This window comes from Priestia sp. Y58, from assembly GCF_029522095.1.
GTDB lineage: Bacteria > Bacillota > Bacilli > Bacillales > Bacillaceae_H > Priestia > Priestia megaterium_E.
The window spans coordinates 18,790-39,193 of sequence record NZ_JAKWFL010000011.1 but is presented as its reverse complement, the minus strand read 5'-3'; the positions used below and the strand labels follow the sequence as shown (position 1 = coordinate 39,193).

The 20,404-nt window shown below is 38.0% G+C and carries 21 protein-coding genes and 2 riboswitches; of the genes, 6 read left to right on the top strand and 15 right to left on the bottom strand.

Translation table 11 applies throughout. From position 1 onward, the window contains the following. Positions 1–128 precede the first annotated feature (128 nt). From MMB68_RS23990 to MMB68_RS23970, 5 genes are all read right to left on the bottom strand, one after another. Complete coding sequence (locus MMB68_RS23990) at positions 129–656, bottom strand: GNAT family N-acetyltransferase (protein ID WP_221785182.1); 528 nt, start codon at positions 654–656, stop codon at positions 129–131. Between the two features lie 69 nt (positions 657–725). Next, positions 726–2,267 carry a nickel ABC transporter substrate-binding protein gene (gene nikA, locus MMB68_RS23985; protein ID WP_221785183.1) on the bottom strand — a complete coding sequence of 514 codons (1,542 nt, stop codon included), beginning with the start codon at positions 2,265–2,267 and terminating at the stop codon, positions 726–728. Between the two features lie 143 nt (positions 2,268–2,410). Beyond that, positions 2,411–2,600: riboswitch (cobalamin riboswitch) on the bottom strand. 2 nt (positions 2,601–2,602) lie between these two features. Beyond that, positions 2,603–3,607 (bottom strand): cell division protein FtsZ, encoded by a 1,005-nt coding sequence (gene ftsZ, locus MMB68_RS23980; RefSeq protein ID WP_013055240.1) that lies wholly within the window; start codon positions 3,605–3,607, stop codon positions 2,603–2,605. A gap of 359 nt (positions 3,608–3,966) precedes the next feature. Beyond that, positions 3,967–4,356: a tautomerase family protein gene (locus tag MMB68_RS23975; RefSeq protein ID WP_013055239.1), complete on the bottom strand. Its 390-nt coding sequence runs from the start codon at positions 4,354–4,356 to the stop codon at positions 3,967–3,969. 167 nt (positions 4,357–4,523) lie between these two features. Further along, positions 4,524–4,682, bottom strand: a complete 159-nt coding sequence (locus MMB68_RS23970; RefSeq protein ID WP_013055238.1) for a hypothetical protein — start codon at positions 4,680–4,682, stop codon at positions 4,524–4,526. A gap of 260 nt (positions 4,683–4,942) precedes the next feature. On the opposite strand from MMB68_RS23970, the gene MMB68_RS23965 reads away from it, so the two are divergent. Then, complete coding sequence (locus tag MMB68_RS23965) at positions 4,943–5,896, top strand: TRM11 family SAM-dependent methyltransferase (protein WP_277549443.1); 954 nt, start codon at positions 4,943–4,945, stop codon at positions 5,894–5,896. Positions 5,897–5,933: 37 nt separating this feature from the next. On the opposite strand, the gene rluF is transcribed toward MMB68_RS23965, so the two are convergent. Beyond that, the gene (gene rluF, locus MMB68_RS23960) at positions 5,934–6,650 is read right to left on the bottom strand and encodes a 23S rRNA pseudouridine(2604) synthase RluF (RefSeq protein ID WP_221785185.1); all 717 of its coding nucleotides are present in this window, start codon (positions 6,648–6,650) and stop codon (positions 5,934–5,936) included. A 330-nt stretch (positions 6,651–6,980) separates the two neighbouring features. Here rluF and MMB68_RS23955 point away from each other — a divergent pair, with 330 nt between their 5' ends. Continuing rightward, complete coding sequence (locus MMB68_RS23955; protein WP_221785186.1) at positions 6,981–7,556, top strand: TetR/AcrR family transcriptional regulator; 576 nt, start codon at positions 6,981–6,983, stop codon at positions 7,554–7,556. Between the two features lie 21 nt (positions 7,557–7,577). Next, positions 7,578–9,014 (top strand): DHA2 family efflux MFS transporter permease subunit, encoded by a 1,437-nt coding sequence (locus MMB68_RS23950; protein WP_277549442.1) that lies wholly within the window; start codon positions 7,578–7,580, stop codon positions 9,012–9,014. Positions 9,015–9,070: 56 nt separating this feature from the next. On the opposite strand, the gene MMB68_RS23945 is transcribed toward MMB68_RS23950, so the two are convergent. The 4 genes from MMB68_RS23945 to MMB68_RS23930 form a co-directional block, all read right to left on the bottom strand. Then, the gene (locus MMB68_RS23945) at positions 9,071–9,418 is read right to left on the bottom strand and encodes a hypothetical protein (RefSeq protein ID WP_277549441.1); all 348 of its coding nucleotides are present in this window, start codon (positions 9,416–9,418) and stop codon (positions 9,071–9,073) included. 27 nt (positions 9,419–9,445) lie between these two features. Continuing rightward, positions 9,446–9,691 carry a hypothetical protein gene (locus tag MMB68_RS23940; protein WP_221785188.1) on the bottom strand — a complete coding sequence of 82 codons (246 nt, stop codon included), beginning with the start codon at positions 9,689–9,691 and terminating at the stop codon, positions 9,446–9,448. 71 nt (positions 9,692–9,762) lie between these two features. Continuing rightward, positions 9,763–10,212 carry a hypothetical protein gene (locus tag MMB68_RS23935; RefSeq protein ID WP_264408851.1) on the bottom strand — a complete coding sequence of 150 codons (450 nt, stop codon included), beginning with the start codon at positions 10,210–10,212 and terminating at the stop codon, positions 9,763–9,765. Between the two features lie 436 nt (positions 10,213–10,648). Beyond that, entirely contained in the window at positions 10,649–11,137 is a 489-nt protein-coding gene (locus MMB68_RS23930; protein ID WP_221785190.1) for a QueT transporter family protein, read from the bottom strand. 9 nt (positions 11,138–11,146) lie between these two features. Continuing rightward, a riboswitch (PreQ1 riboswitch) is annotated at positions 11,147–11,191 on the bottom strand. Positions 11,192–11,387: 196 nt separating this feature from the next. On the opposite strand from MMB68_RS23930, the gene MMB68_RS23925 reads away from it, so the two are divergent. From MMB68_RS23925 to MMB68_RS23915, 3 genes are all read left to right on the top strand, one after another. After that, entirely contained in the window at positions 11,388–11,798 is a 411-nt protein-coding gene (locus MMB68_RS23925; RefSeq protein ID WP_221785191.1) for an Lrp/AsnC family transcriptional regulator, read from the top strand. Between the two features lie 380 nt (positions 11,799–12,178). Then, on the top strand, positions 12,179–13,045 hold the full coding sequence (locus tag MMB68_RS23920; protein WP_074682900.1) for a YitT family protein: 867 nt from the start codon (positions 12,179–12,181) through the stop codon (positions 13,043–13,045). A gap of 349 nt (positions 13,046–13,394) precedes the next feature. Continuing rightward, positions 13,395–13,613 (top strand): hypothetical protein, encoded by a 219-nt coding sequence (locus tag MMB68_RS23915; RefSeq protein WP_013055227.1) that lies wholly within the window; start codon positions 13,395–13,397, stop codon positions 13,611–13,613. A 254-nt stretch (positions 13,614–13,867) separates the two neighbouring features. Here MMB68_RS23915 and MMB68_RS23910 read toward each other — a convergent pair whose 3' ends face one another. From MMB68_RS23910 to MMB68_RS23890, 5 genes are all read right to left on the bottom strand, one after another. Then, a complete protein-coding gene (locus MMB68_RS23910; RefSeq protein WP_277549440.1) occupies positions 13,868–14,656 on the bottom strand; it encodes a 5-deoxy-glucuronate isomerase in 789 nt (262 codons plus the stop codon). A 134-nt stretch (positions 14,657–14,790) separates the two neighbouring features. Continuing rightward, the gene (locus MMB68_RS23905; protein WP_277549439.1) at positions 14,791–15,816 is read right to left on the bottom strand and encodes a LacI family DNA-binding transcriptional regulator; all 1,026 of its coding nucleotides are present in this window, start codon (positions 15,814–15,816) and stop codon (positions 14,791–14,793) included. Positions 15,817–15,876: 60 nt separating this feature from the next. Then, positions 15,877–16,773 (bottom strand): myo-inosose-2 dehydratase, encoded by an 897-nt coding sequence (gene iolE, locus MMB68_RS23900; RefSeq protein WP_221785194.1) that lies wholly within the window; start codon positions 16,771–16,773, stop codon positions 15,877–15,879. A gap of 84 nt (positions 16,774–16,857) precedes the next feature. Continuing rightward, a complete protein-coding gene (gene iolD, locus MMB68_RS23895; RefSeq protein WP_221785195.1) occupies positions 16,858–18,792 on the bottom strand; it encodes a 3D-(3,5/4)-trihydroxycyclohexane-1,2-dione acylhydrolase (decyclizing) in 1,935 nt (644 codons plus the stop codon). A gap of 112 nt (positions 18,793–18,904) precedes the next feature. Further along, positions 18,905–20,362, bottom strand: coding sequence for a CoA-acylating methylmalonate-semialdehyde dehydrogenase (locus tag MMB68_RS23890; protein WP_221785196.1), 1,458 nt, complete (start codon positions 20,360–20,362; stop codon positions 18,905–18,907). Positions 20,363–20,404: the final 42 nt, after the last annotated feature.

The window sequence follows — 20,404 nt, the reverse complement described above, 5'->3', positions numbered from 1 at the left end:
CCACGCTTCAGCCAATTCGAAACGTGGTTCTTTTCTGTAAGGACTTGCCCTACAGGCTATAAATGTAAGTACGCTTATTATAGCATGAGCTCTTATCTAGATTCTATGGTAATTACTGTATAATATCGTTACATTACGACTGGTTGTATTTTTCTGTCCATGTGCAGCGTATTCCATGGCTCTTCCTGTTCAGCAAGCCTTTCGATAAAACCTTGTGAAGTCCAAAATGGGATAGCCCCCGGTAAAAAAGGATGAGTATGCAGATACAACGTGTCATAAAAATGATTTTGAGCAAATTGTTCCACTGCTTTTAACAGCTGCTGTCCAATGCCTAGACGCCGGTACGCTGGATCGACATAGCATTTTACAATCTCAGCTGCAGTTTTATGTTCATATTGCTTTTTTAATGCATGAAACCTTCCATCGTAAGCGTATAAACCAATTGTTCCAATTACTTGTTGATTTTCCGTAACAGCTGCAAAAAAAGCAGCGTCTTTCGCTTGAACGTAATGTTCATTAAAATGAAGCAAATCCACAGGAAGCTGATTTTTTTCCAGCATAGGAAATAGCTCATTCCGCATATTCATGACAAACTGAACCACTTTCGCATCCTTTTCTGTTACTTCTTTAATTTGATACATTTGTACTTCTTGCACGTTTACTGTCACATCCTTTTATCTATCATTGTATACTTTCTCGTTTTCCTATAGGAACAACAATATTGACTACGGCGTTACGTCTAAATGCTGAGTCAGCATATAATACTCGCTTGGATTTGTTGTCCAATTTTTCACTTGTTGATTATAAGCAACAACAATGTTTGGATGTACAATCGATGATGTCAGCATTTTTCTATTAATCAAAGCGGTTGCTTGCTTGGCTAGCTGATTTCGTTTTGCGTCATCTACGGTTGAATTTAACTGTTCTATCATTTTTGTTAGCGTATCGTCATTAATCCGACTGGCATTTAAACCACCGCCCGGCAAATAGTTCGTGCTTAAATAATAGCTGGCATCCCCTCTAGGTGCTGTGATAAGGCTGTACAATGCTAAATCCCAATCATCTTTTGCCATTACATATTCATCGCTATCTTCAACTAGGTGAATCTTAATAGTAATTCCTAACTCTTTCGCATTAGACTGTATAAGCTGAGCAATTAAAGGCAGTTCTGGCAGAGAGCTGTATGTGACAAGAGAGAGCGATAGTGACTTTCCATTTTTGATTGCTTTGTCATTTTTGATTTGATAGCCTGCTTTCTCTAAATATTTTCTAGCAGATGTCATACCTCTTTGCTCGTTAGCAGTATTATCAGCAAAAGGAAATTGAGGTAAAAATGGACCTCGAGCCGCTGCCGCTTGATTGTTCATTATGCTACTGACAATTTCTTTTCGGTTCAATAAAGTATCGATAGCTTTTCTTACATTTTCGTCTTTTAATGAGTCATTGGTTTGATTATAAAGCAATAAATGAGTACGCACACTAGGTACTCCACTTACTTTGAAAGACGAATTCGCTTGTAAAGTGCTCAAGCTTTCTAAAGGCGGCCGATAAATAATATCCGCTGTCCCGGACTGAAGAGCCGCAACTCGCGCATTAGCATCTTCGTTAAATGCAAAGATCGCATTTTTCAATTTCACTTTTCCATTCCAATAATGTTCATATCTTTCTAACTTCACTTGATTTCCTTGATCGAAAGTCAAAACGTGAAATGGCCCTGTACCAATGGGCTTCTTAGCTATATTAGAAACATCAACATCTATAATAGCTGTGTTTGGATGCACTAACTCAGAAGGAAATTTAGGCATTGGTTCTTTTAATGTAATTGTCAGCGCATGACTGTTCGCTTTCATTTCTTTAATATTTAAAGCGTTTTTCATCGCATAGCTTTGATCTATCGTTCTTTGAAGAGAAGACTTAACGGCATTTGCATCCAGCGCTTTTCCATTTTGAAACGTGATGTTCTTTCTTATCATAAATGTCCATGTAAGGCCGTTATCTTTCGTTTCCCACTTTTCAGCAAGCCAAGGCTTTATTTTTAAATCGTCGCTGATTTTAACAAGCGTCTCCCCTACTCCCGCACGAACTGCTGTATAATTATCGTCCCTATGAGGATCAAGCGTTGCAGATGTAAAATTAAATAAAAACGTCACACTTTTATCCGTTTTCTTTCTTTCTTTTATACTTACGCTCTCTTCATTAGGAGCGCAAGCAGTGAGGCAAAGTAACACGAGAAATATCATAGATACGAGTTTTTTATTATTTATCATTGATTTTTCCACCTTCTATTTTAATACACAAAAAAGCACTTCTAAAAAGAAGTGCTTGTCTTCACAACAAATTCAGATAAACGTATCCCTTGTTTATCTTATTTTTGATTCTGCCAAAACACCTCCCTATCCTCGTAGGTTATTGTGTGCTGAGATTTATGGCAGGTCTCCTGGCTTCAAGTCATTGCCTTATACCGCCTTCCCGTCTCTAAATAGACAGTGGCTTTTTGACATAAGGCTCCTTGTTACAGTGGCGGGACCGCTCCGGATTTGCACCGGATTCCCTTTTAAGGCAATTGAAAAACAATTGCTACCATAAAAGCTGGTTATTTAATTTAGTAGCGTGCTCTTGAAACTCTAGAAGTAGAAGCTGATGGTGAAACATCTTCATCATCAAATCCAGTGGCAATAACGGTTACCATCATTTCGTCCTTTAAATCTTCATTAATCACAGATCCAAAAATCATATTTAAGTCCTGATCAGAAGCGGACGTGACAATATCTGCTGCTTCCTGTACTTCGTAAAGACTCAAGCTGCTGCCGCTCGTAATGTTCAACAGCACGCCTCGTGCTCCATCAATCGATGCATCTAGCAGCGGACTAGAAATCGCTTTTTTCGCTGCTTCAATTGCCCGGTCTGATCCGGAAGCTCGTCCGATACCCATAAGCGCAAATCCTTGATTAGACATGATTGTTTTTACATCAGCAAAGTCAAGGTTAATCAGCCCCGGCACAGCGATTAAATCTGAAATACCTTGAATACCTTGGCGAAGAACATTATCTGCTTCACGGAATGCTTCAAGCATAGGCGTCTTTTTATCGACAATTTCAAGCAAGCGGTCGTTTGGAATCACAATAAGGGTATCTACCGATTCATTCATCGCAGTAATACCGCCTACTGCTTGCTTCGTACGTTTATTTCCTTCAAACTTGAACGGGCGAGTGACTACTCCAATTGTTAAAGCATTTAGTTCACGGGCAATTTGGGCAATAACCGGAGCTGCTCCAGTACCAGTTCCTCCGCCCATGCCAGCTGTTACGAATACCATATCTGCGCCTTGCAGTACTTCTTGAATTTGTTCTCTGCTTTCTTCGGCTGCTTCTCTTCCCACTTCTGGATTAGCTCCTGCACCTAATCCTCGCGTTAAGGCCGCACCAATCTGCATTTTCACATCTGCTTTAGATAAGTTAAGCGCCTGAGCATCCGTATTAACGGCGATAAATTCTACTCCTTGTACACCGTGTTCAATCATACGGTTAACGGTGTTATTTCCTCCACCGCCGACCCCAATTACTTTAATTCGCACCAGTGGCGATACATCTGCATCAAATCCAAACATTCTAAGTTCCTCCTCAATGATCAAAATTACTTTCTCTTATTATCCGAAAAAACACGTGAAGAACCTTTTACTCCTATGTTTAACGCGTAACTGTTCTTTTGTTTTACAGATTTTATACACTTCTCTTTTAACCTTTAAATCTTTACATCTTTATGTAAATTTATTGTTGTTCTAAAATTAGTACGCCGAACTCTTTTATGGTTTTTCCACTCAAAATGGCATATAAGCTTATTGTATCATTCATTTGACAGATGTCTGTATTTAATTTTGAGTAAGATGTGACTAAGAGAATAATATTTTTATAGACAAAATGAGAAAAAGCCCTTAGAAATAAGGGCTTCTCTAGATAATAAACCGTTTTATAATTTCCCAGTTAAGAATTGAGCTTCTCCCATGCCAAAGCTCCAGTCAGCATTACCATTTTCAACAATCGAAATCATAATGTCGTTTGGCTGAATGCCGCAGCTCTCTCCAAGCTCTTTTACAATTAATCTGTAAAGAGCTTGCTTTTGCTCTTCTGTTCGCTGTTTGCTTGTTACGCTTATAATAACCAAATCCTTGCTTCTCTCAAAGCCAAGACCTGTATCTTCAATAATCATTTCATGAGCAGGATGCTGATGTACAATTTGATAACGATCGCGTTCTGGCACGCCAAAGGCTTCTAGCATCGCTCGGTGAGCAGCGTCTAGTAATGTTTTTAACTCTTTTTCATCTCTTCCTTCTATTACATCAAATCTAAGTAATGGCATACTAAGTAACCTCCAGCTTTTTGTCTAATGTATTATTGCTTCATCATATCACAACTATCATTTGTTAAAAAAAGATATGCTATTCACAATGTGCTCTCTAGTGAAAGAGACCTCAAACGCTTCAATAAAAGCTGAACCTAATAAAAAGAAATGAGCAGCATAACGGCTCATTTCATTAGTACAAAAACATTTATAATAAGAGCTAAAATACATACAGATACAATGGCAATGAGTACGTTCATCACAAGGTTTTGCGAGGATGTTTTGGCTTGTTTTTTCATATCAGCCCGACTCATCTGTTGCTTTTCATGATCACTTTTAGACATCACGTAGCCTCTCCTATTCATCAAAATGTCAGCAGTGTGTAAATGATTTTTGAGAAACCTTGATCCAGTTCTTTTGTATAAACAGCAGCACATGCAGGTTATCACCAGTTATTTTAGCATGTTTTGTCAAATAAGTGGACTATGTAGCGCTTCAATTTAGTATTCACGGCCAAATATATTTAAATTCGTTGCTTTTCTCTTCTTTTCTCGCTATTGTTTGAGAAGAAGGATAATTAGATACGATAAAGGATGATACGATATTGAATAACCATACGCAGCTGCCTCAGTATATCTACACATACGCATGCAGCGAAGAGGAACTCTCACTATGCCAATTAGAGAGACGCTCTCTTTTTGAAATTGAAACTGAGAAACCTATCATAAAAAGTGCCGTTAAACTTGATCCAAGCAGAAGCCCTTTTATCAAAGAGCGATTAGATATTATGTATGAATCAGATGACCTTGCAGATATTTGTAAGCAAGTAGAAGATATTGACCTTGGAGACAAAACATTTAAACTCATTTTCATGAAAATTAATGACTTGGAAAAAGATCAAAAAGTAAGTTATAAAGGTCAGCGTGCTATTGAACGTGATGTGGGTTGGCATTTTGTAGCAGAAGCAGACTTGCATAACCCTGACCATTTGTTTGGCATTGTTCCATTTGAAGGACGCTGGTATTTTGGGAAATATCAAAAAAGCGAAGCTGTATGGCTGCATCATTTGAAAAAACCGCGTGAATACTCTACAGCACTCAGTACCCGCCTTGCAAGAGCTGTAGCTAACATTGCCGTTCCAAACCCTGAAGGAATCAAAGCGATTGATCCATGCTGTGGTATTGGTACAGTCCTCGTAGAAGCTCTTTCAATGGGCATTGATATTGTAGGACGTGATATCAACCCACTTGTGACCGACGGATCTCGTGAAAATATTGCGCATTTCGGCTTAAAGGGTGATGTCAAAACCGGACCGATTTCGGATGTTACCACTCACTATGATGTAGCGATCATCGACATGCCTTACAATCTCTACACCCACGCGACGCCTGAAGATCAGCTTTCTATTTTAAAACACGCTCGCCGCTTTGCGGATAAAGTAGTCGTGATTACAGTAGATACGATTGACCATATGATTCATGAAGCTGGCTTTTCTATTTCAGATCGCTGCGTAGCGCGCAAAAGCGTATTTTCTAGACAAGTAGTTGTATGCGAATAAAAAAAGACACCAGTCTAACAGGCTGGTGTCTTTTGATTTACCACTCTTTAGGTTCATAGTCTAATTCTTTGAATAGCTGCGTACGCTCTTTTTTCGTTAAATCTCTCCACTGTCCAACCGGTAAGTTGTTTAAATGGATATTCATAATACGAGTACGCTGAAGGCGGTATACTTCATACCCGAGCACTTCACACATACGGCGAATTTGACGATTTAAGCCCTGTGTTAAAATAATTTGAAACTCGTACTTAGACAGCTGTGTCACTTTACAAGGAAGCGTTTGTGTACCTAAAATTTTCACTCCCTCAGACATGTTTTTAATAAACTCCGGTGTAATTGGCTTATCTACTGCAACAATATATTCTTTTTCATGCTTGTTTTCTGCACGTAAAATTTCGTTAATAATATCGCCGTCATTTGTAAGTAAAATTAAGCCGTCTGAATCCTTATCTAGTCGTCCGACATGATGAATACGCAAAGGGTGATTGACTAAGTCAATGATGTTTCCCTTTACTTTTTTTTCACTCGTACTTGTAATGCCGACTGGTTTATTAAGTGCAATATATACATTATTTCGAGCAATCCGAAGCTGTTGGCCGCTTACTCGAATATCATCGCCAGGCTTAACTTGATCTCCGATTTTTGCAACCTTTCCATTAACGGTTACTCTTCCTTCACTAATTAACTTATCTGCCCCGCGTCTTGATGCTTTGCCAGATTCGCTAATAAATTTATTCAGTCTCAGGTGAATCACAACCTTACATTTAAAAATTTTAAAATTTGTATCTTCTATTAGAAACCGATATGTGTCAATTTCTATACCGTCCCTATCGTAACATGCTATACGCTTCTCGTCTTCTTTTAATTTCATTACTTAATCATATTTTTTTAACAGTAATAGAAGTATAGGTCCAAAATACTTTGTAACCTTATTCTTAACATTTCAATCAATGCTTACACCTGTGAATCTTGCATCAATCTTCACTTATATACAAGACCTCAACGTCTAGATTGACTGATTAGTATAGAGTTGCTACCATTATACTGACCGATCAACTAGTAATTATATTAGGGAGCTGTTTTGATGGAACCAACCAATTCAAAAGAAAAGATTTTAAGCGCAGCTGCTAAACTTTTTCGCAAAAAAGGCTATCACGCCACCAGTCTAAGTCAAATTACAAAAGAAAGCAGCGCTCCGAGAGGATCTATTTATTATTATTTCCCGGATGGAAAACAACAATTAGCAAAAGAAGCTATTCAAAAAACGGGGGAAAGAGTCAAAGCTTATATCGAAAAATCCCTCGCTTCTCATGAAGATGCCGCGTCAGCTATTCAATATCATATAAAACTAATGGCCGATCGAATGTTTGAACAAGTGGAAAATGAAGCAGATATCTCCCTCGCTGCTATGTCAAGTGAAGTATGGTCATCAAACGAAACGCTTCGTATGGCCTGTGAAGCCGTGTATAACGAGTGGGAGCAAGTTTATGCAGATAAGGTAGTTTGTTCAGGTTATGAACAAGAGGAAGCAAGACAGCTAGGTTCAGCTATACAGTCTTGGATTGAAGGGGCTTATACTCTTTCATTAACTAAAAATAGTACAGTTCCTATGCAAATTGCTGCTGACCAAATTGGCAAGCTGTTTGCAAACAAAAATTAATGTAGTAAAAGGAGGTCGATTATGACACAAACAAAAGAAAAAATGAGTACACGAAGTAAGCTTATCCTTTTCATTTTGATTCTAGGAAATTTCTTATGCTTAATTAGTGAAACGGTAATGAACGTAGCCTTGCCAAGTATCATTTCAGATTTTTACGTTAAAACGAGCTCAGCTCAATGGTTAACTACAGGGTATATGCTTGTGATTGGCATATCCGTCCCGGTGTCTGCTTTTTTAATTCAACGATTTACGTTAAGACAGCTGTTTGTGACGGCTATGAGCTTTTACTTAATTGGGTCCTTCATCGGCTTTATTACTCCATGGTTTTCTCTGCTTTTTGTGGGACGTATGATTCAAGCATTAGGAACAGGCATTGTTTTACCACTTGTAATGAGCACAATGTTAACACTCGTACCTGTTAGCAAACGCGGCACCGTAATGGGGATTTTTAGCGTAGCTATTTTATTCGCACCCGCGATAGGACCGGTTCTTTCAGGATTAATTATTCAATATTATTCGTGGCGAATTATATTTCTAGGTCTTTTGATTGCGGCGGCGCTTATTTTCCTATTTGCTCTCTTTAAACTCGGGAACGTTTCTGAAACATCTAGACCAACAATTCATATCCCATCTGTGATTCTTTCTACAATTGGATTTGGAGGAGTTGTTTATGGATTTAGCGCAGCTGGTGAAGAGACAGGATGGAGTAATCCTATTGTATGGCTCACGCTCATCATTGGCGTCGTAGCTCTTGCTTTATTTGTCAGACAGCAAACAAAGCTTAATTCTCCCATGATTAATATGAAGCCTTTTAGATCGTCTGTGTTTTCAAGATCAATTTTCTTAATGTTTCTTATTATGATGATTCAGTTTTCAATGATGTTAATTTTGCCGCTTTATTTCCAAACGGCTGCCGGACTGTCTCCTTTGCAAACAGGTTTTCTTATGCTTCCAGGAGGAGTAACGCTGGCTCTAACAGCTATGGTCGGAGGACATTTGTTTGATAAAATTGGATTTAAACCGCTGCTTTTAACAGGCTTAATCCTTTTAACATTTATTTTAAGTTTGTTCACTACCATTTCCAGTGAAACAACTACGATGACCGCAGCTATTTTATACGCTGCCTTTACAATTGGCGTAGGTTTAAGCATAGGACCCGTGATGACGCTTGCTTTAAATCAAGTACCTAAACCTCTTCACGCTCACGGTTCAGCCATTTCAAATACGATTAACCAAGTTTCAGGCGCAATTGGACCCGCTTTGTATACAAGTATTATGACCATGGCTTCTCAACGCTTTATTCAACAATCAAATGAAACGAATAAAACGCTGTTACAAATAAAAAGTATGACAAGCGGAGTTCATACCGTCTATTATGTAGCCATCGCTTTCGCCGTCGTTTCGTTCCTTCTCGCTCTTACGTTAAAGAAAAAAGATCAGCAGCTCGAAACGCAATAAATAAGAAACTGATAAAAGCTGCTCATAATTTGAGCAGCTCTTGTTACATGCAGAATTTATATCACAAATGTAAAAGCAATCATAGATACTATGAAAACAAGGATAATAACACCTCTCTTTTTTTCTGTTTTCCATGCTTCAATAGCGCCCACGATACCACCAATAGCTAAAATAAAAGTACCTATAATGTGCAGAGGCAGCAGAGATAATACTCTACCTAAACTCGCCATCACTCCTCCAATCAATATAAATCCTGTTGTTGCAATAGATTTTAAAGATATTAAGTCTCGTATCGCTTCTTTTTTTTCAATTTTACTCAGTTTAAAGTACTCTATTATACTAAAAACAGCGGGTGTTCCCCATAAAATAAAGAAGCTAATTAATCTATCCGTGTCTACACTCACTGTTCATTCACCGCCTTTGTCAATCCCTTATGCACTTTTCCTAACCCGTTTTTTAGAAATAAAAAAAGCGGCTGTAGCTGCTAAAACGGGAATTACAAAAGCAAAGCTAGGTGAATGACTGCCAAACATTACTTTACTTGATAAACCTTCAATTGAACTCCACATATCCGCGCTTTCTGGAACATGCAAAAGCGTAAGAATCATGCCTGATAGCAGTTGAAAGCTACCTAGCAACACAATGAAGCTAATGATAAATAGTCCATATCTCTTCAATGAAATCTCCCCCTTGGTTTATATACGATTTCACACCTTTCAAGTTCCACTATTTAACAAAAAACTTTCTATTACTCTTGCTTCAAGGATCCTCCAAAAGAAAATTGATGGTAGTCATCAAGCTTATTCCAATATCCTATGCACTTTACGTCAGGCTCATCAATAGCTAACGCTTCTTTATTAATTCCTTTATAAGGAAGAAATACAGTTAACTGCACTTTTTGTTTTGGCTTAATATTTAATTTATTACCTTCTGCTAATACCTTAAATTTATTTTCAGAATAACCGTTTTTCATTTTTAAAGGATAGGATAAAAAGACATTGTTTTGTTTGATGGTCAAATCGCTCTTGTTTACTAATTCCATTTCATATGAAATCCCTTGCTTCATCTTTTGTTCTTTGATGACGTTAATATGGATCTTTTCTAGCTCTTTTAAAGGAACGTTGCCTTCTTCTTTTGAACATCCGGAAAACACGATGGCTAACGCTAATAAAATAAGAACTCCTAACTTTCTGCTCAAAAAATAATCCCCTCTCTAGTAACAAAAATTACCTTACAATTATAACTCAAATTAGTAATTTAATGGTAAAAATACACAATTAAAAAAGCAAACCTTTTCGGTCTGCTTTTTTAATTGCTACGCATAGGTAATGTGTTGTTGTGCGAAAAACTTTTCGATAAGGAGTTTGCCAACTATATGTATATCGTAACAAAAGAAAAAAGAACGCGCTGTGAGATTTGTCACTTCTTCTTTCAAAATAATCTAATCGAATACTCGCTATTTCCTTACGCAAAAAGAGCAGAACGCAAACGCGACCTGCTCTTTTCACATGCTAGATATGGGTAATTTGTCCATGCGTGAAAAGCTCTTCAATAATAAGGGGTTTATCACTACACTTATAGAATAACAAAGAAAAAAAGATGGGGCTGTGAGATTTATCACACCCCCATCTTTTTTATCCAACTAGCTTATTAAATTGTACACGTTTATTAATTGCTGCCATAATTGGTGCTCCAACAAGCATAACAACAAACTCACCAACAGCCGTTGTTAGCCATGTAAAGAAAAATGGTAACTCAAATGCTAGGTGCAGTTCAAACGCAATAATAAACATCGTAAACGTAAACACAAGTGTATTAATAAGCATACGAGCCCACATATTTTTAATGTAGCGCATAGAAAAAATGGTAATGAGTAATGATAGTACAGATTGTCCTACCCCAAACACCAGATCATAAGCGACCATTGGTGAAAAAAACAAATTCGTCAGAAATACCCCTAGTACAATGCCGTACACGTACTTTTTATTAAATACAATCAAATGATTGAACATTTCCGATATACGAAATTGGATATTGGTGAAGCCAAACGGCTGAATTAACATGCTGACAGCAATATACATAGCAGCTAAAAGACCGTTGACGCAAAGTGTTCTTATATTCATCTTACTATTCTCTCCTTAGTTTTTTAACGTGGGATGGTTACGAACCACGTAAACACTCAAAGAATCATACAGCAAGCTTAAGCTTTCGTCAATCTAGCTGTTTGCAAACTACTGCCGCTTTCTATATCTTGAACATTGACTGCCCTTTTTTCTTACTTTTCTTTAGTATAAAATAGAAGACGTATCCGTATACATAGGTGACATAAAGTAGTTAACCCTTTTGATTTGAAATACGAAAGGATTTGTAGTGATGTTAGATAATACAGATAAGCGCATACTAGAAGAGCTATCAAAAAATGGACGTATGAAGATGAAAGAATTAGGAGAAAAAGTGCATTTAACCGGACAAGCCGCTTCTGCTAGAGTATTAAAGTTAGAAGATGAAGGCATTATCAAAGGCTATACAATTAACATTGATGAACGAAAACTTGGCTACACCGTCCATGCATTTTTAAATATCTATACGCAGAGCATTCATCACCACCCCTACCTTACATTTTTAGAAAGTCAGCAGAAGTACGTCATCAACAACTTTAAAATCAGCGGCGATGGCTGCTACTTACTAGAATGCAAATTTCATTCAAATGAAGAATTAAATGATTTTTTGACAGAGCTAAATCAGCATGTGAATTACAAACTTTCAATTGTCATTAACAAATAATTTTTTAAAAAAATAAAGGTATATTAATTTATGAAAATGGCAATTCTAATAACGTATTCCCCCTATTCCAATAAATTTGAAAATCCTTTGCATCGTCGCAAAGGATTCTTTTTTATGTAGGAAACCGCCTTCTATTTTTTGAAAAGTTGAACATCTCTCATAGCGTTGACATAGCGGTCAGAGGTTTATATAATCGGTGACATCGAAGCATGGAAAAGCCGGATCAAGACCCATACACGTATCGTAATTCTTCGTCTTAGAAGTTGATCAGTTTTATAACTAGACAATTTCTAAGACGTTTTTTATTTTATCATTTGTGAAACACTAGTAAAAACAAGATTTCACATGAAAATATCCTAATAATCAAGGAGGTTTGCATATTGAAAACAATCTATAAAGACATCATCTTAATTATTGTTGGAGCACTTTTAGTTGCTGCATCCATTGATTTTTTCGTCATTCCAAATAAATTAGGTGACGGAAGTACAGTTGGTATTGCTCTTGTTTTATATTATTTATTTCATATCCCTACAAGTATCAGCACATTTCTTGTAAACCTTATATTTATTGCCTTAGCCTATAAATTTCTAACCAAAAAAACGATTCTTTATACGATTCTAGGAGCCGTCATGACGTCCGTTTTCCTCGGTCTAGTCAGCTATATTCCTTTTCACGTTCACGACATGATTTTAGGAATTGTATTCGGGGCTTTACTAATGGGAACAGGACTTGCTCTCATTTTTATCGCAGATGGATCTACCGGTGGAACAACGCTTTTAGCTTATTTATTAAACTATACAAAAGGTTATAATATTTCTAAAAGCATGTTCTATATGGACAGCGTCATTATTTTAGCATCGGTTTTTGCTATTGGCGTCAACAACACACTCTATACTTTTATATTCGTCTATCTTTGTGCCAAAATCGTCGACATCGTTATCGAAGGTTTCCACAACAAAAAAGCTATGACGATTATGTCTGATCAGTACAAAGACATTGCGCAAGTTATCACCAGTGAATTTGGAAATGCAGCCACAATCTTTTACGGATATGGCTACTACGCCAATAAAGATAAACGTATTATTTACGTTGTTATTAAAAAGAACGAGCTATTAAAAATTAAAAAGAAAATCCAGCAAATTGACCCGAATTCTTTTATTGTCATCCACGAAGTAAAAGAAGTTGTCGGCGGGAAATTTGGATTTATCGGCAATTCGCCTCATGAAACAAAAGCCGCTGCTAAATAAAAAAATCCACCTCTTGGTGGATTTTTTTATGAAAAAACCGTTAAGAAAAACGAAAAGATACCTGCTAAAAAGTAAACAGACCCTAACGCAACTGCTCCTGTAACGACCGTAAATACACTTAATCCGATAGCCACCTTCATTTTCATCCACATCCCTTTTTAGATTAGTAGTATAAGTATGTCCAAGGATAGGAGATTTATAACTATGCCATCCTATTTATTTCATATATCTATGCAACAATTGTCTATTCAATGTGTTCTAAAACCACCCCTGACGACATAATGTATAGGAAGGATTTCATATACACATCTTTGTATCACACATATCATATGAAATTAGGTGAGATAAAATGGTGGCTGTCCACTTTTTTGAAAACAGAAAGCTTCTATTAAGCCAGCTGAGGGAAAACATTCCTTCTACGGGTGATGATTTAAAGATTAAAGGACGAAAAGGAACCGTCGTGCTTGTGAATGACATCGATGAAAAAAATGTTCACGTGGAAGTTGCTTTAGAAAAAGTAGTGAAAAAGAACTTAGCGTTAGATAACGCTAAAAAGAAAAGGAGATAAGCGGTTTACGCTTATCTCCTTTTCCTTTTAATTTATATACGAATCGTCTTTATCTTTTGCTTCAGTTTCCAAAAAAAAGAGACTCCTAAAAAGGAATCTGCAGCAAAGAGCGATATCATCGCCTGAATATTAATACAAGTTATATTTTAACATATAAAAACATTTTTTACAAAAATAAACTATTATTTTACGCATAATTATTTTTTATTCGATGTTTTTCAACATTTGAAACCATTTCGTATAAAGATCTTTATTTATTTTTCAGGCCAAATTTTTGCATCTGGCTCTAATAACCACTTATGCTCCTCTTCCATAATACGGTCTGTCCACGGATTATTGTCGAGATGGCGAATCATCCAGCAGAAGTACATCGCATAGCCGGGAGCCGTTGCTTGAGGATGATCCAATTCGCCAGGAATTGTAATAAAACTATTATCAACTACACGGTACGCATCTTCTCCAACCATTGCGCAGCCAAATCCTTGGGGCTTGTCAAAACGATAGTAATACACTTCGGGCTGGTCATGATGATGAGGCGGATAACTCGACCATCTTCCTGGATAAGAAATAACTTCTCCAATAACAAGGTTAGAGTAAGAAGCGTTATTGTAGTCAAAAATTGTTCGAATTACACGCTGAGCAGTACCTTCCCATACTCCCTCACCAGCCACTGTGTTTTGACAATCTTCAGGCGTATATAATTTTGATGAAAACTCTTTTTCATTATCCGTTTTTTGAATTAGCACTTCACTATCGGCAAGCCCGGTAATTTTAACCTCCACATTTTTTGAAATGTGCAAACACCAAGGCTCTTCTTCAAATAGGGACTGGCGCTGAATTTCTTTCGAATGGCCTTCCCACTCTAGCTTTACCTTTCCTTCTAGTAAAAGAATAGCCGTTTCACTGCTACTGTCTAGTAAAGTTTCCTCTTTTCCTTGGGACATTTTATAAATCCCAATATCCATCAGCATATCTTTGTGCTGACCGGTCATTTCTGTAAGTACGTTGTATCCTTTATTTAACTCACCTAATTTACCTAACATGCTTAAATTCCTCCTTTATGTAGTAGCGCAATCAGAATTTACTAATCACTCATTTTTTCTTCATAGACTTTATACATTCTTTTGAATATGTGACTGTGAAGAGTTTTTATTAACAGCAATACTCTTGATTGTATTCAATTATTTGCAGATGCTGTGGCTTCCCTTCGTAACGGAGCCGTTGATTTCCGAACAATCAATTTTGGCTCAAGAAGCAAATGTTCTTTATGCATCGCTGGATATTTCATTTCTCTAACCAGCAAATCCACTACGTTTACAGCCATTTCTTTTGTCGGCTGTGCTACTGTCGTCAACATGGGCGTGATGGTAGTAGAAAGAACCGTATTATCAAAGCCAATCACTGATAAGTCTTGCGGCACATCAATTTTGAGTTCCTTTGCGGCTTGCATAACGCCGATAGCCAGTAAATCGTTACAAGCAAAAATAGCCGTCACTTTCTCCTTCATTAAAAAAATTTGCTTAGCACTTTCATATCCTTTTTGAATACTTGCTTCGGTCGTAATAACGTGCTGAGGCGGCACGATGATTCCATTTTCTTGCATAGCGTCTCGAAAAGCATCTAAACGGGCGTGATTGCTTTTTGCATTTTCTGTAATAATCGCAATTTTTTCATGATGCAAAGACAGCAAATAATCAGTCGCTAAATAGCTCCCTTTGTAGTCATCCACTGTCACTGTATTAACGGATATGTGAGGAATTTCTGAAGCAATAACGCTAATCGGTATATCTTGCTTAAGCATATTTTTTAAAAGATTAGCATTGCGAAAAGCAGAAGCTACAATTAAACCGTCGATTCTCTGACGTATTAACAGCGATAGATACTTTTTCTCTTTTTCCGCATCGTTATCGGTATTGCACATTACAACATGGAAACCTCGCTCATGACTTCGGTCTTCTATGCTTCTTGCCAAATCGGCAAAAAAAGGGTTGGAGATGTCAGGTACGAGAAGCCCAATCGTTTTAGTGGGTTTTCCTGTTAAAGCAGATGCTACGACGCTTGGATGGTAATTCAACTGCGCCATAACCTCAATTACTTTTTGTCTTGTTCTTTCACTAATATGACCGGTTTGATTGATGACTTTTGATACGGTAGAAATTGATACACCTGCTTCTTCAGCCACACTATAAATGGTTGGCTTCATTTCCTCTCCTCCTTTCCTTTCATAAACACATAAAAGGCGTAAAATCTTTTACAATGGAAATTAAAGACCGCTTTTTTCTTTAATAAAGTTTCTTGCTTTTAACGCATATTCAAAAGGATTAGCAAGGGCTGGATCCTGTTCTGCTTCTACGACAAACCATCCGTTATAATCCGAAGTGGCAAGCGTAGTAAATACTTCATCAAATTCAATAGCTCCGTCACCTGGAACAGTAAAGGCTCCTTCTTTTACCGCTTGCAAGAAGCTCAGGTCTTGTTGTTTGACTCGATCAACTACTTCTTGGCGAATATCTTTTAAATGAACATGCTTAATACGGTGAAGATATTTTTTTAAGATATAAAGAGGTTCTTCGCCTGAAAAGACAAGATGACCGGTATCAAATAGGAGCGAAACAAGCTCCGGATTGGTAAGCTCCATTAGCTGCTCAATTTCTTCTGTTGTTTGTACACCTGTGCCCATATGGTGATGATAGACAATATGCATATCTTTTTCTCGTGCCAGTTTCCCAAGATGGTGCAGGCCTTCTATAAGTCTGCTCCACTCTGTTGGCGTGAACACAGGCTTTTCTTTAAATAAAGGAACATCCATCAGCCCTTGAATGCTGTGCCCTTGTTCAGACACAACAATTACTTTTGCTCCCATTTCGTATAAAAAATCGCGATGTTCAATAAATGGCGTCACCGTTTCTTCCAGCGGCTTTGTTGTTAAAAATGTACTAAACCATGCGCTTGCAATTTCCAAATTCCGAAGCGATAATGCCTTCCTTAAGATCGAAACATTTCGCGGATATTTGTTTCCTACCTCACTTCCTTTAAAACCGGTTAAAGCCATCTCACTGATACACTGTTCGAATGTATTTTCAGCTCCTAGCTCAGGCATATCATCATTTGTCCAAGCAATTGGAGCAATCCCCAGTTTGACCGTATTTTCCTTGAACATCTCTTCCTCTCCCTTATATGAAATTGAAACCTCTTTTATATTTATCGAATGTTTCTCTTCACCAACTTCATTTTCTCCTGCCCCTTAATAAACTCTTGCCATTTCAAGGTTTTTCACCTTATCTTCATAAGCTTCCTGTACATGCTGATTTTTAGATACCTCTGCTACTCCTACATGCCACCATGATTCATAACCGTTCGTCATAGTTTTTGGCAGCACTTTAATATCAATTAGCGTAGAAACCTCTTGTTTTTGTGCATCTTCTATCGCCGTTTTTAATTCTTCAAGAGAGCTTACCCGATACGTTTTTACACCGTAGCCTGCGGCGCTGGCTGCAAAATCAATTTTCATCACGTTTCCGTTTAGTTTTCCTGTTTCATCGTTTCGATAGCGAAACTCTGTGCCAAAGCTACCCATACCGTTTGACATTTGAAGGTTATTAATGCACCCGAAGCCTGAGTTATCAAACAGTAAAATGTTTATCTTTTTTCTTTCTTGAAGGCTTGTAATAAGCTCTGAATGAAGCATTTGATAGCTTCCATCTCCAACCATCGCATACACTTCTTTAGCTGGTTCTGCTAGCTTAACTCCAAGTGCGCCTGATACTTCATATCCCATACATGAATATCCATATTCCATATGATAGGTATTAGGTTTAGTAGACTTCCACATTCTCTGTAAGTCGCCTGGAAGACTTCCTGCTGCACCAACAATGACGGAGTTGTCATCAAGGAGCTTATTCACCTCTCCAATTACTTCTGTTTGCGTTAATTGAGTACCAAGTGATTCTGCATATTCAGCTAAGCTTTCATCTAAATGACCTTGTATTTCCGGAACAAAATCTGCACCAGTAAAACGTATGCTATGCAGACGCTCTAACTCTGTATCCCATGCGTCTTTTGCACTTGCAATTTCTGTCGTGTAACCAGACTGATAGCCAATTGACATGAGCTCTTTCCTAAGAGCAAACAAACCTTCTTTTGCATCAGCTACAAGTTTCACGGCATCAAGTTTATTTGCATGAAATTCAGACGTGTTAATGGTAAGAAATTGCACGTCGGGATGTTGAAAAAGCTGTTTAGATGCTGTTGTAAAATCAGTAAATCGAGTGCCTACTCCAATTACTAAATCTGCTTCTTTAGCGATTGTATTAGCAGCTGAGTTCCCTGTTACACCTATTCCGCCTAGATTATAGCGATAGTCACTTTCAACGGCACTTTTCCCTGCTTGAGTTTCTCCAAATGGAATATGGAACTCACTAGCAAATTGTTTTAACTCTTTTGCAGCTTCTGAATACCGAACGCCTCCTCCGCAAATGATGATTGGCTTTTTCTTTGTTTTCATTAATTGAATTGCATCTGCTAGACTGTTCCTAGTCGGAAGGCGGCGCTCAATGCGGTGAACGCGCTTTTGGAAGAAATAAGCTGGAAAATCCCATGCTTCTCCCTGCACATCTTGAGGCAAACAAATAGTTACAGCTCCCGTATCTGCAGGATTCGTTAACACACGTATCGCATTAATCATAGCTGTCATCAATTGTTCAGGGCGGCTTACGCGATCCCAGTACTTACTCACTGGCCGGAAAGCATCGTTTGTAGAAATAGATAAATCATATGACTGTTCAATTTGCTGCAAGACGGGATCCGGCTGTCTAGTTGCAAATACATCACCAGGAAGCAGCAAAACCGGAATATTATTAGCTGAAGCAGTGGCTGCCGTTGTAACCATATTTGCTGAACCTGGCCCCACTGAAGATGTGCAAGCCATAATCTGCTTTCGATGTTTTTGTTTTGCAAAAGCCATCGCTGCATTGGCCATTCCTTGTTCATTACGTCCTTGATATACATCTAGATTTCCTGGGTCTTCTTCCAAAGCTTGCCCAAGACCTACCACATTTCCGTGCCCGAAAATTGTAAAAATCCCTTTAATAAACTGATGCTGCTTTCCATCAAATTCAACATACTGCTGATTTAAAAACTTCACTAATGCTTGTGCCGTCGTCATTCTAACTGTTTCCATGCTTCTTTCTCCCTTCTAATACTAGATTGCGATTTTAAAAAAGGAAGCATAAGGAATATCTTTAATTCCTGATACCTCCTTTTAAAATGAAATGCGATTTTTAATGAATCACTTACCAGCGCGTTGTTACCATTTTCTTTCTTGTATAAAACTCCACGCCGTCCGTACCATTTGCATGAAGATCACCATAAAAAGAATCTTTCCAGCCAGAGAATGGGAAGAATGCCATAGGTGCCGGTACCCCTACATTTACTCCTAACATACCAGATTCAATATTTTCACGGAACTCACGTACGCTTGCGCCGCTATCTGTATAAATACAAGCACCGTTTGCAAATCGAGAGTTATTAGCTACTTCAATAGCTTCTTCTAATGTTTTCACACGTACAATGGACAGCACAGGTGCAAAAATTTCATCTTGCCAAATTTTCATTTCTTGCGTAACATGATCAAAAATCGTTGGTCCTACAAAGTAGCCCTTGCCATTTACTGCTGCATCTGTGCGACCGTCACGAATAAGCTCTGCTCCTTCTTGCACGCCTGATTCAATATAGCTGAGCGTACGCTCTTTATGATTTTCACGAATGACTGGTCCTAAGAAGACGTTTTCTTCTAAGCCGTCGCCAATTACAATATCATTTGCTTCCTCTACTAATCTTTCAATTAGCTGATCCGCAATTTCTTCTTGTACAGTAACAACAGATGCTGCCATACAACGTTCACCTGCTGATCCAAAAGCGGCTCCGATAATTTGTTTTGTTGCTACGTTCAAATCTGCATCATTTAATACAATTGAATGGTTTTTAGCACCGGCTAAAGCTTGAACACGCTTTAAGTTTTCCGTACCTTTTTTGTACACGTACTCAGCTACAGGCTGGGAACCTACAAACGAAATAGCTTTCACTAATTTATGTTCAAGAAGACCGTTTACCACATCATGCGCGCCGTTTACAATATTTAATACACCTTTTGGCAAACCAGCTTCTTCAAACAGCTCAGCTAATCTTGCAGCTAACAGCGGCGTACGCTCAGAAGGCTTTAACACAAATGTATTGCCGCAAGCGATCGCAAGCGGGAACATCCAGCAAGGAACCATCATTGGAAAATTGAACGGTGTAATTCCTCCAATGACGCCAATTGGATAGCGGTACATGCCAGACTCAATATCTGTTGCAATATCAGGAAGCTGTTTACCCATCATTAACGTAGGAGCACCTGCCGCAAATTCTACGCATTCAATTCCACGCTGCACTTCACCTCGCGCTTCGTTAAAGCTTTTTCCGTTTTCGACTGTCACTAACTTTGCTAATTCATCCCAGTTATCTACTAATAGCTGCTGATACTTGAACAAAATTCGTGCACGTTTAGGCACGGCTGTTTTTGCCCACCCTTTGAACGCTTCATTTGCTGCTTGCACCGCTTGGTCTACGTCTTCTTTTGTAGAAAGAGGTACCTGTGCGATTAGTTCACCTGTCGCTGGGTTATACACAGGTTCCGTTTTTAATGTAGCTGATTCAATCCATTGTCCACCAATATAGTTTTTTACTGTTTTTACTGCTGTCTGTGTCATAGAATATCTCTCCCTTTATCTAATTTTAATAAGCTGCTATTC

Excerpts from the sequence above, each read along its gene's own strand:
- nikA (WP_221785183.1), bottom strand. The coding sequence starts at position 2,267 with ATGATAAATAATAAAAAACTCGTATCTATGATATTTCTCGTGTTACTT.
- ftsZ (WP_013055240.1), bottom strand. The coding sequence starts at position 3,607 with ATGTTTGGATTTGATGCAGATGTATCGCCACTGGTGCGAATTAAAGTA.
- MMB68_RS23975 (WP_013055239.1), bottom strand. The coding sequence starts at position 4,356 with ATGCCATTACTTAGATTTGATGTAATAGAAGGAAGAGATGAAAAAGAG.
- MMB68_RS23970 (WP_013055238.1), bottom strand. The coding sequence starts at position 4,682 with ATGTCTAAAAGTGATCATGAAAAGCAACAGATGAGTCGGGCTGATATG.
- MMB68_RS23955 (WP_221785186.1), top strand. The coding sequence starts at position 6,981 with ATGGAACCAACCAATTCAAAAGAAAAGATTTTAAGCGCAGCTGCTAAA.
- MMB68_RS23950 (WP_277549442.1), top strand. The coding sequence starts at position 7,578 with ATGACACAAACAAAAGAAAAAATGAGTACACGAAGTAAGCTTATCCTT.
- MMB68_RS23930 (WP_221785190.1), bottom strand. The coding sequence starts at position 11,137 with ATGAATATAAGAACACTTTGCGTCAACGGTCTTTTAGCTGCTATGTAT.
- MMB68_RS23925 (WP_221785191.1), top strand. The coding sequence starts at position 11,388 with ATGTTAGATAATACAGATAAGCGCATACTAGAAGAGCTATCAAAAAAT.
- MMB68_RS23915 (WP_013055227.1), top strand. The coding sequence starts at position 13,395 with ATGGTGGCTGTCCACTTTTTTGAAAACAGAAAGCTTCTATTAAGCCAG.
- MMB68_RS23910 (WP_277549440.1), bottom strand. The coding sequence starts at position 14,656 with ATGTTAGGTAAATTAGGTGAGTTAAATAAAGGATACAACGTACTTACA.
- MMB68_RS23905 (WP_277549439.1), bottom strand. The coding sequence starts at position 15,816 with ATGAAGCCAACCATTTATAGTGTGGCTGAAGAAGCAGGTGTATCAATT.
- iolE (WP_221785194.1), bottom strand. The coding sequence starts at position 16,773 with ATGTTCAAGGAAAATACGGTCAAACTGGGGATTGCTCCAATTGCTTGG.
- iolD (WP_221785195.1), bottom strand. The coding sequence starts at position 18,792 with ATGGAAACAGTTAGAATGACGACGGCACAAGCATTAGTGAAGTTTTTA.
- MMB68_RS23890 (WP_221785196.1), bottom strand. The coding sequence starts at position 20,362 with ATGACACAGACAGCAGTAAAAACAGTAAAAAACTATATTGGTGGACAA.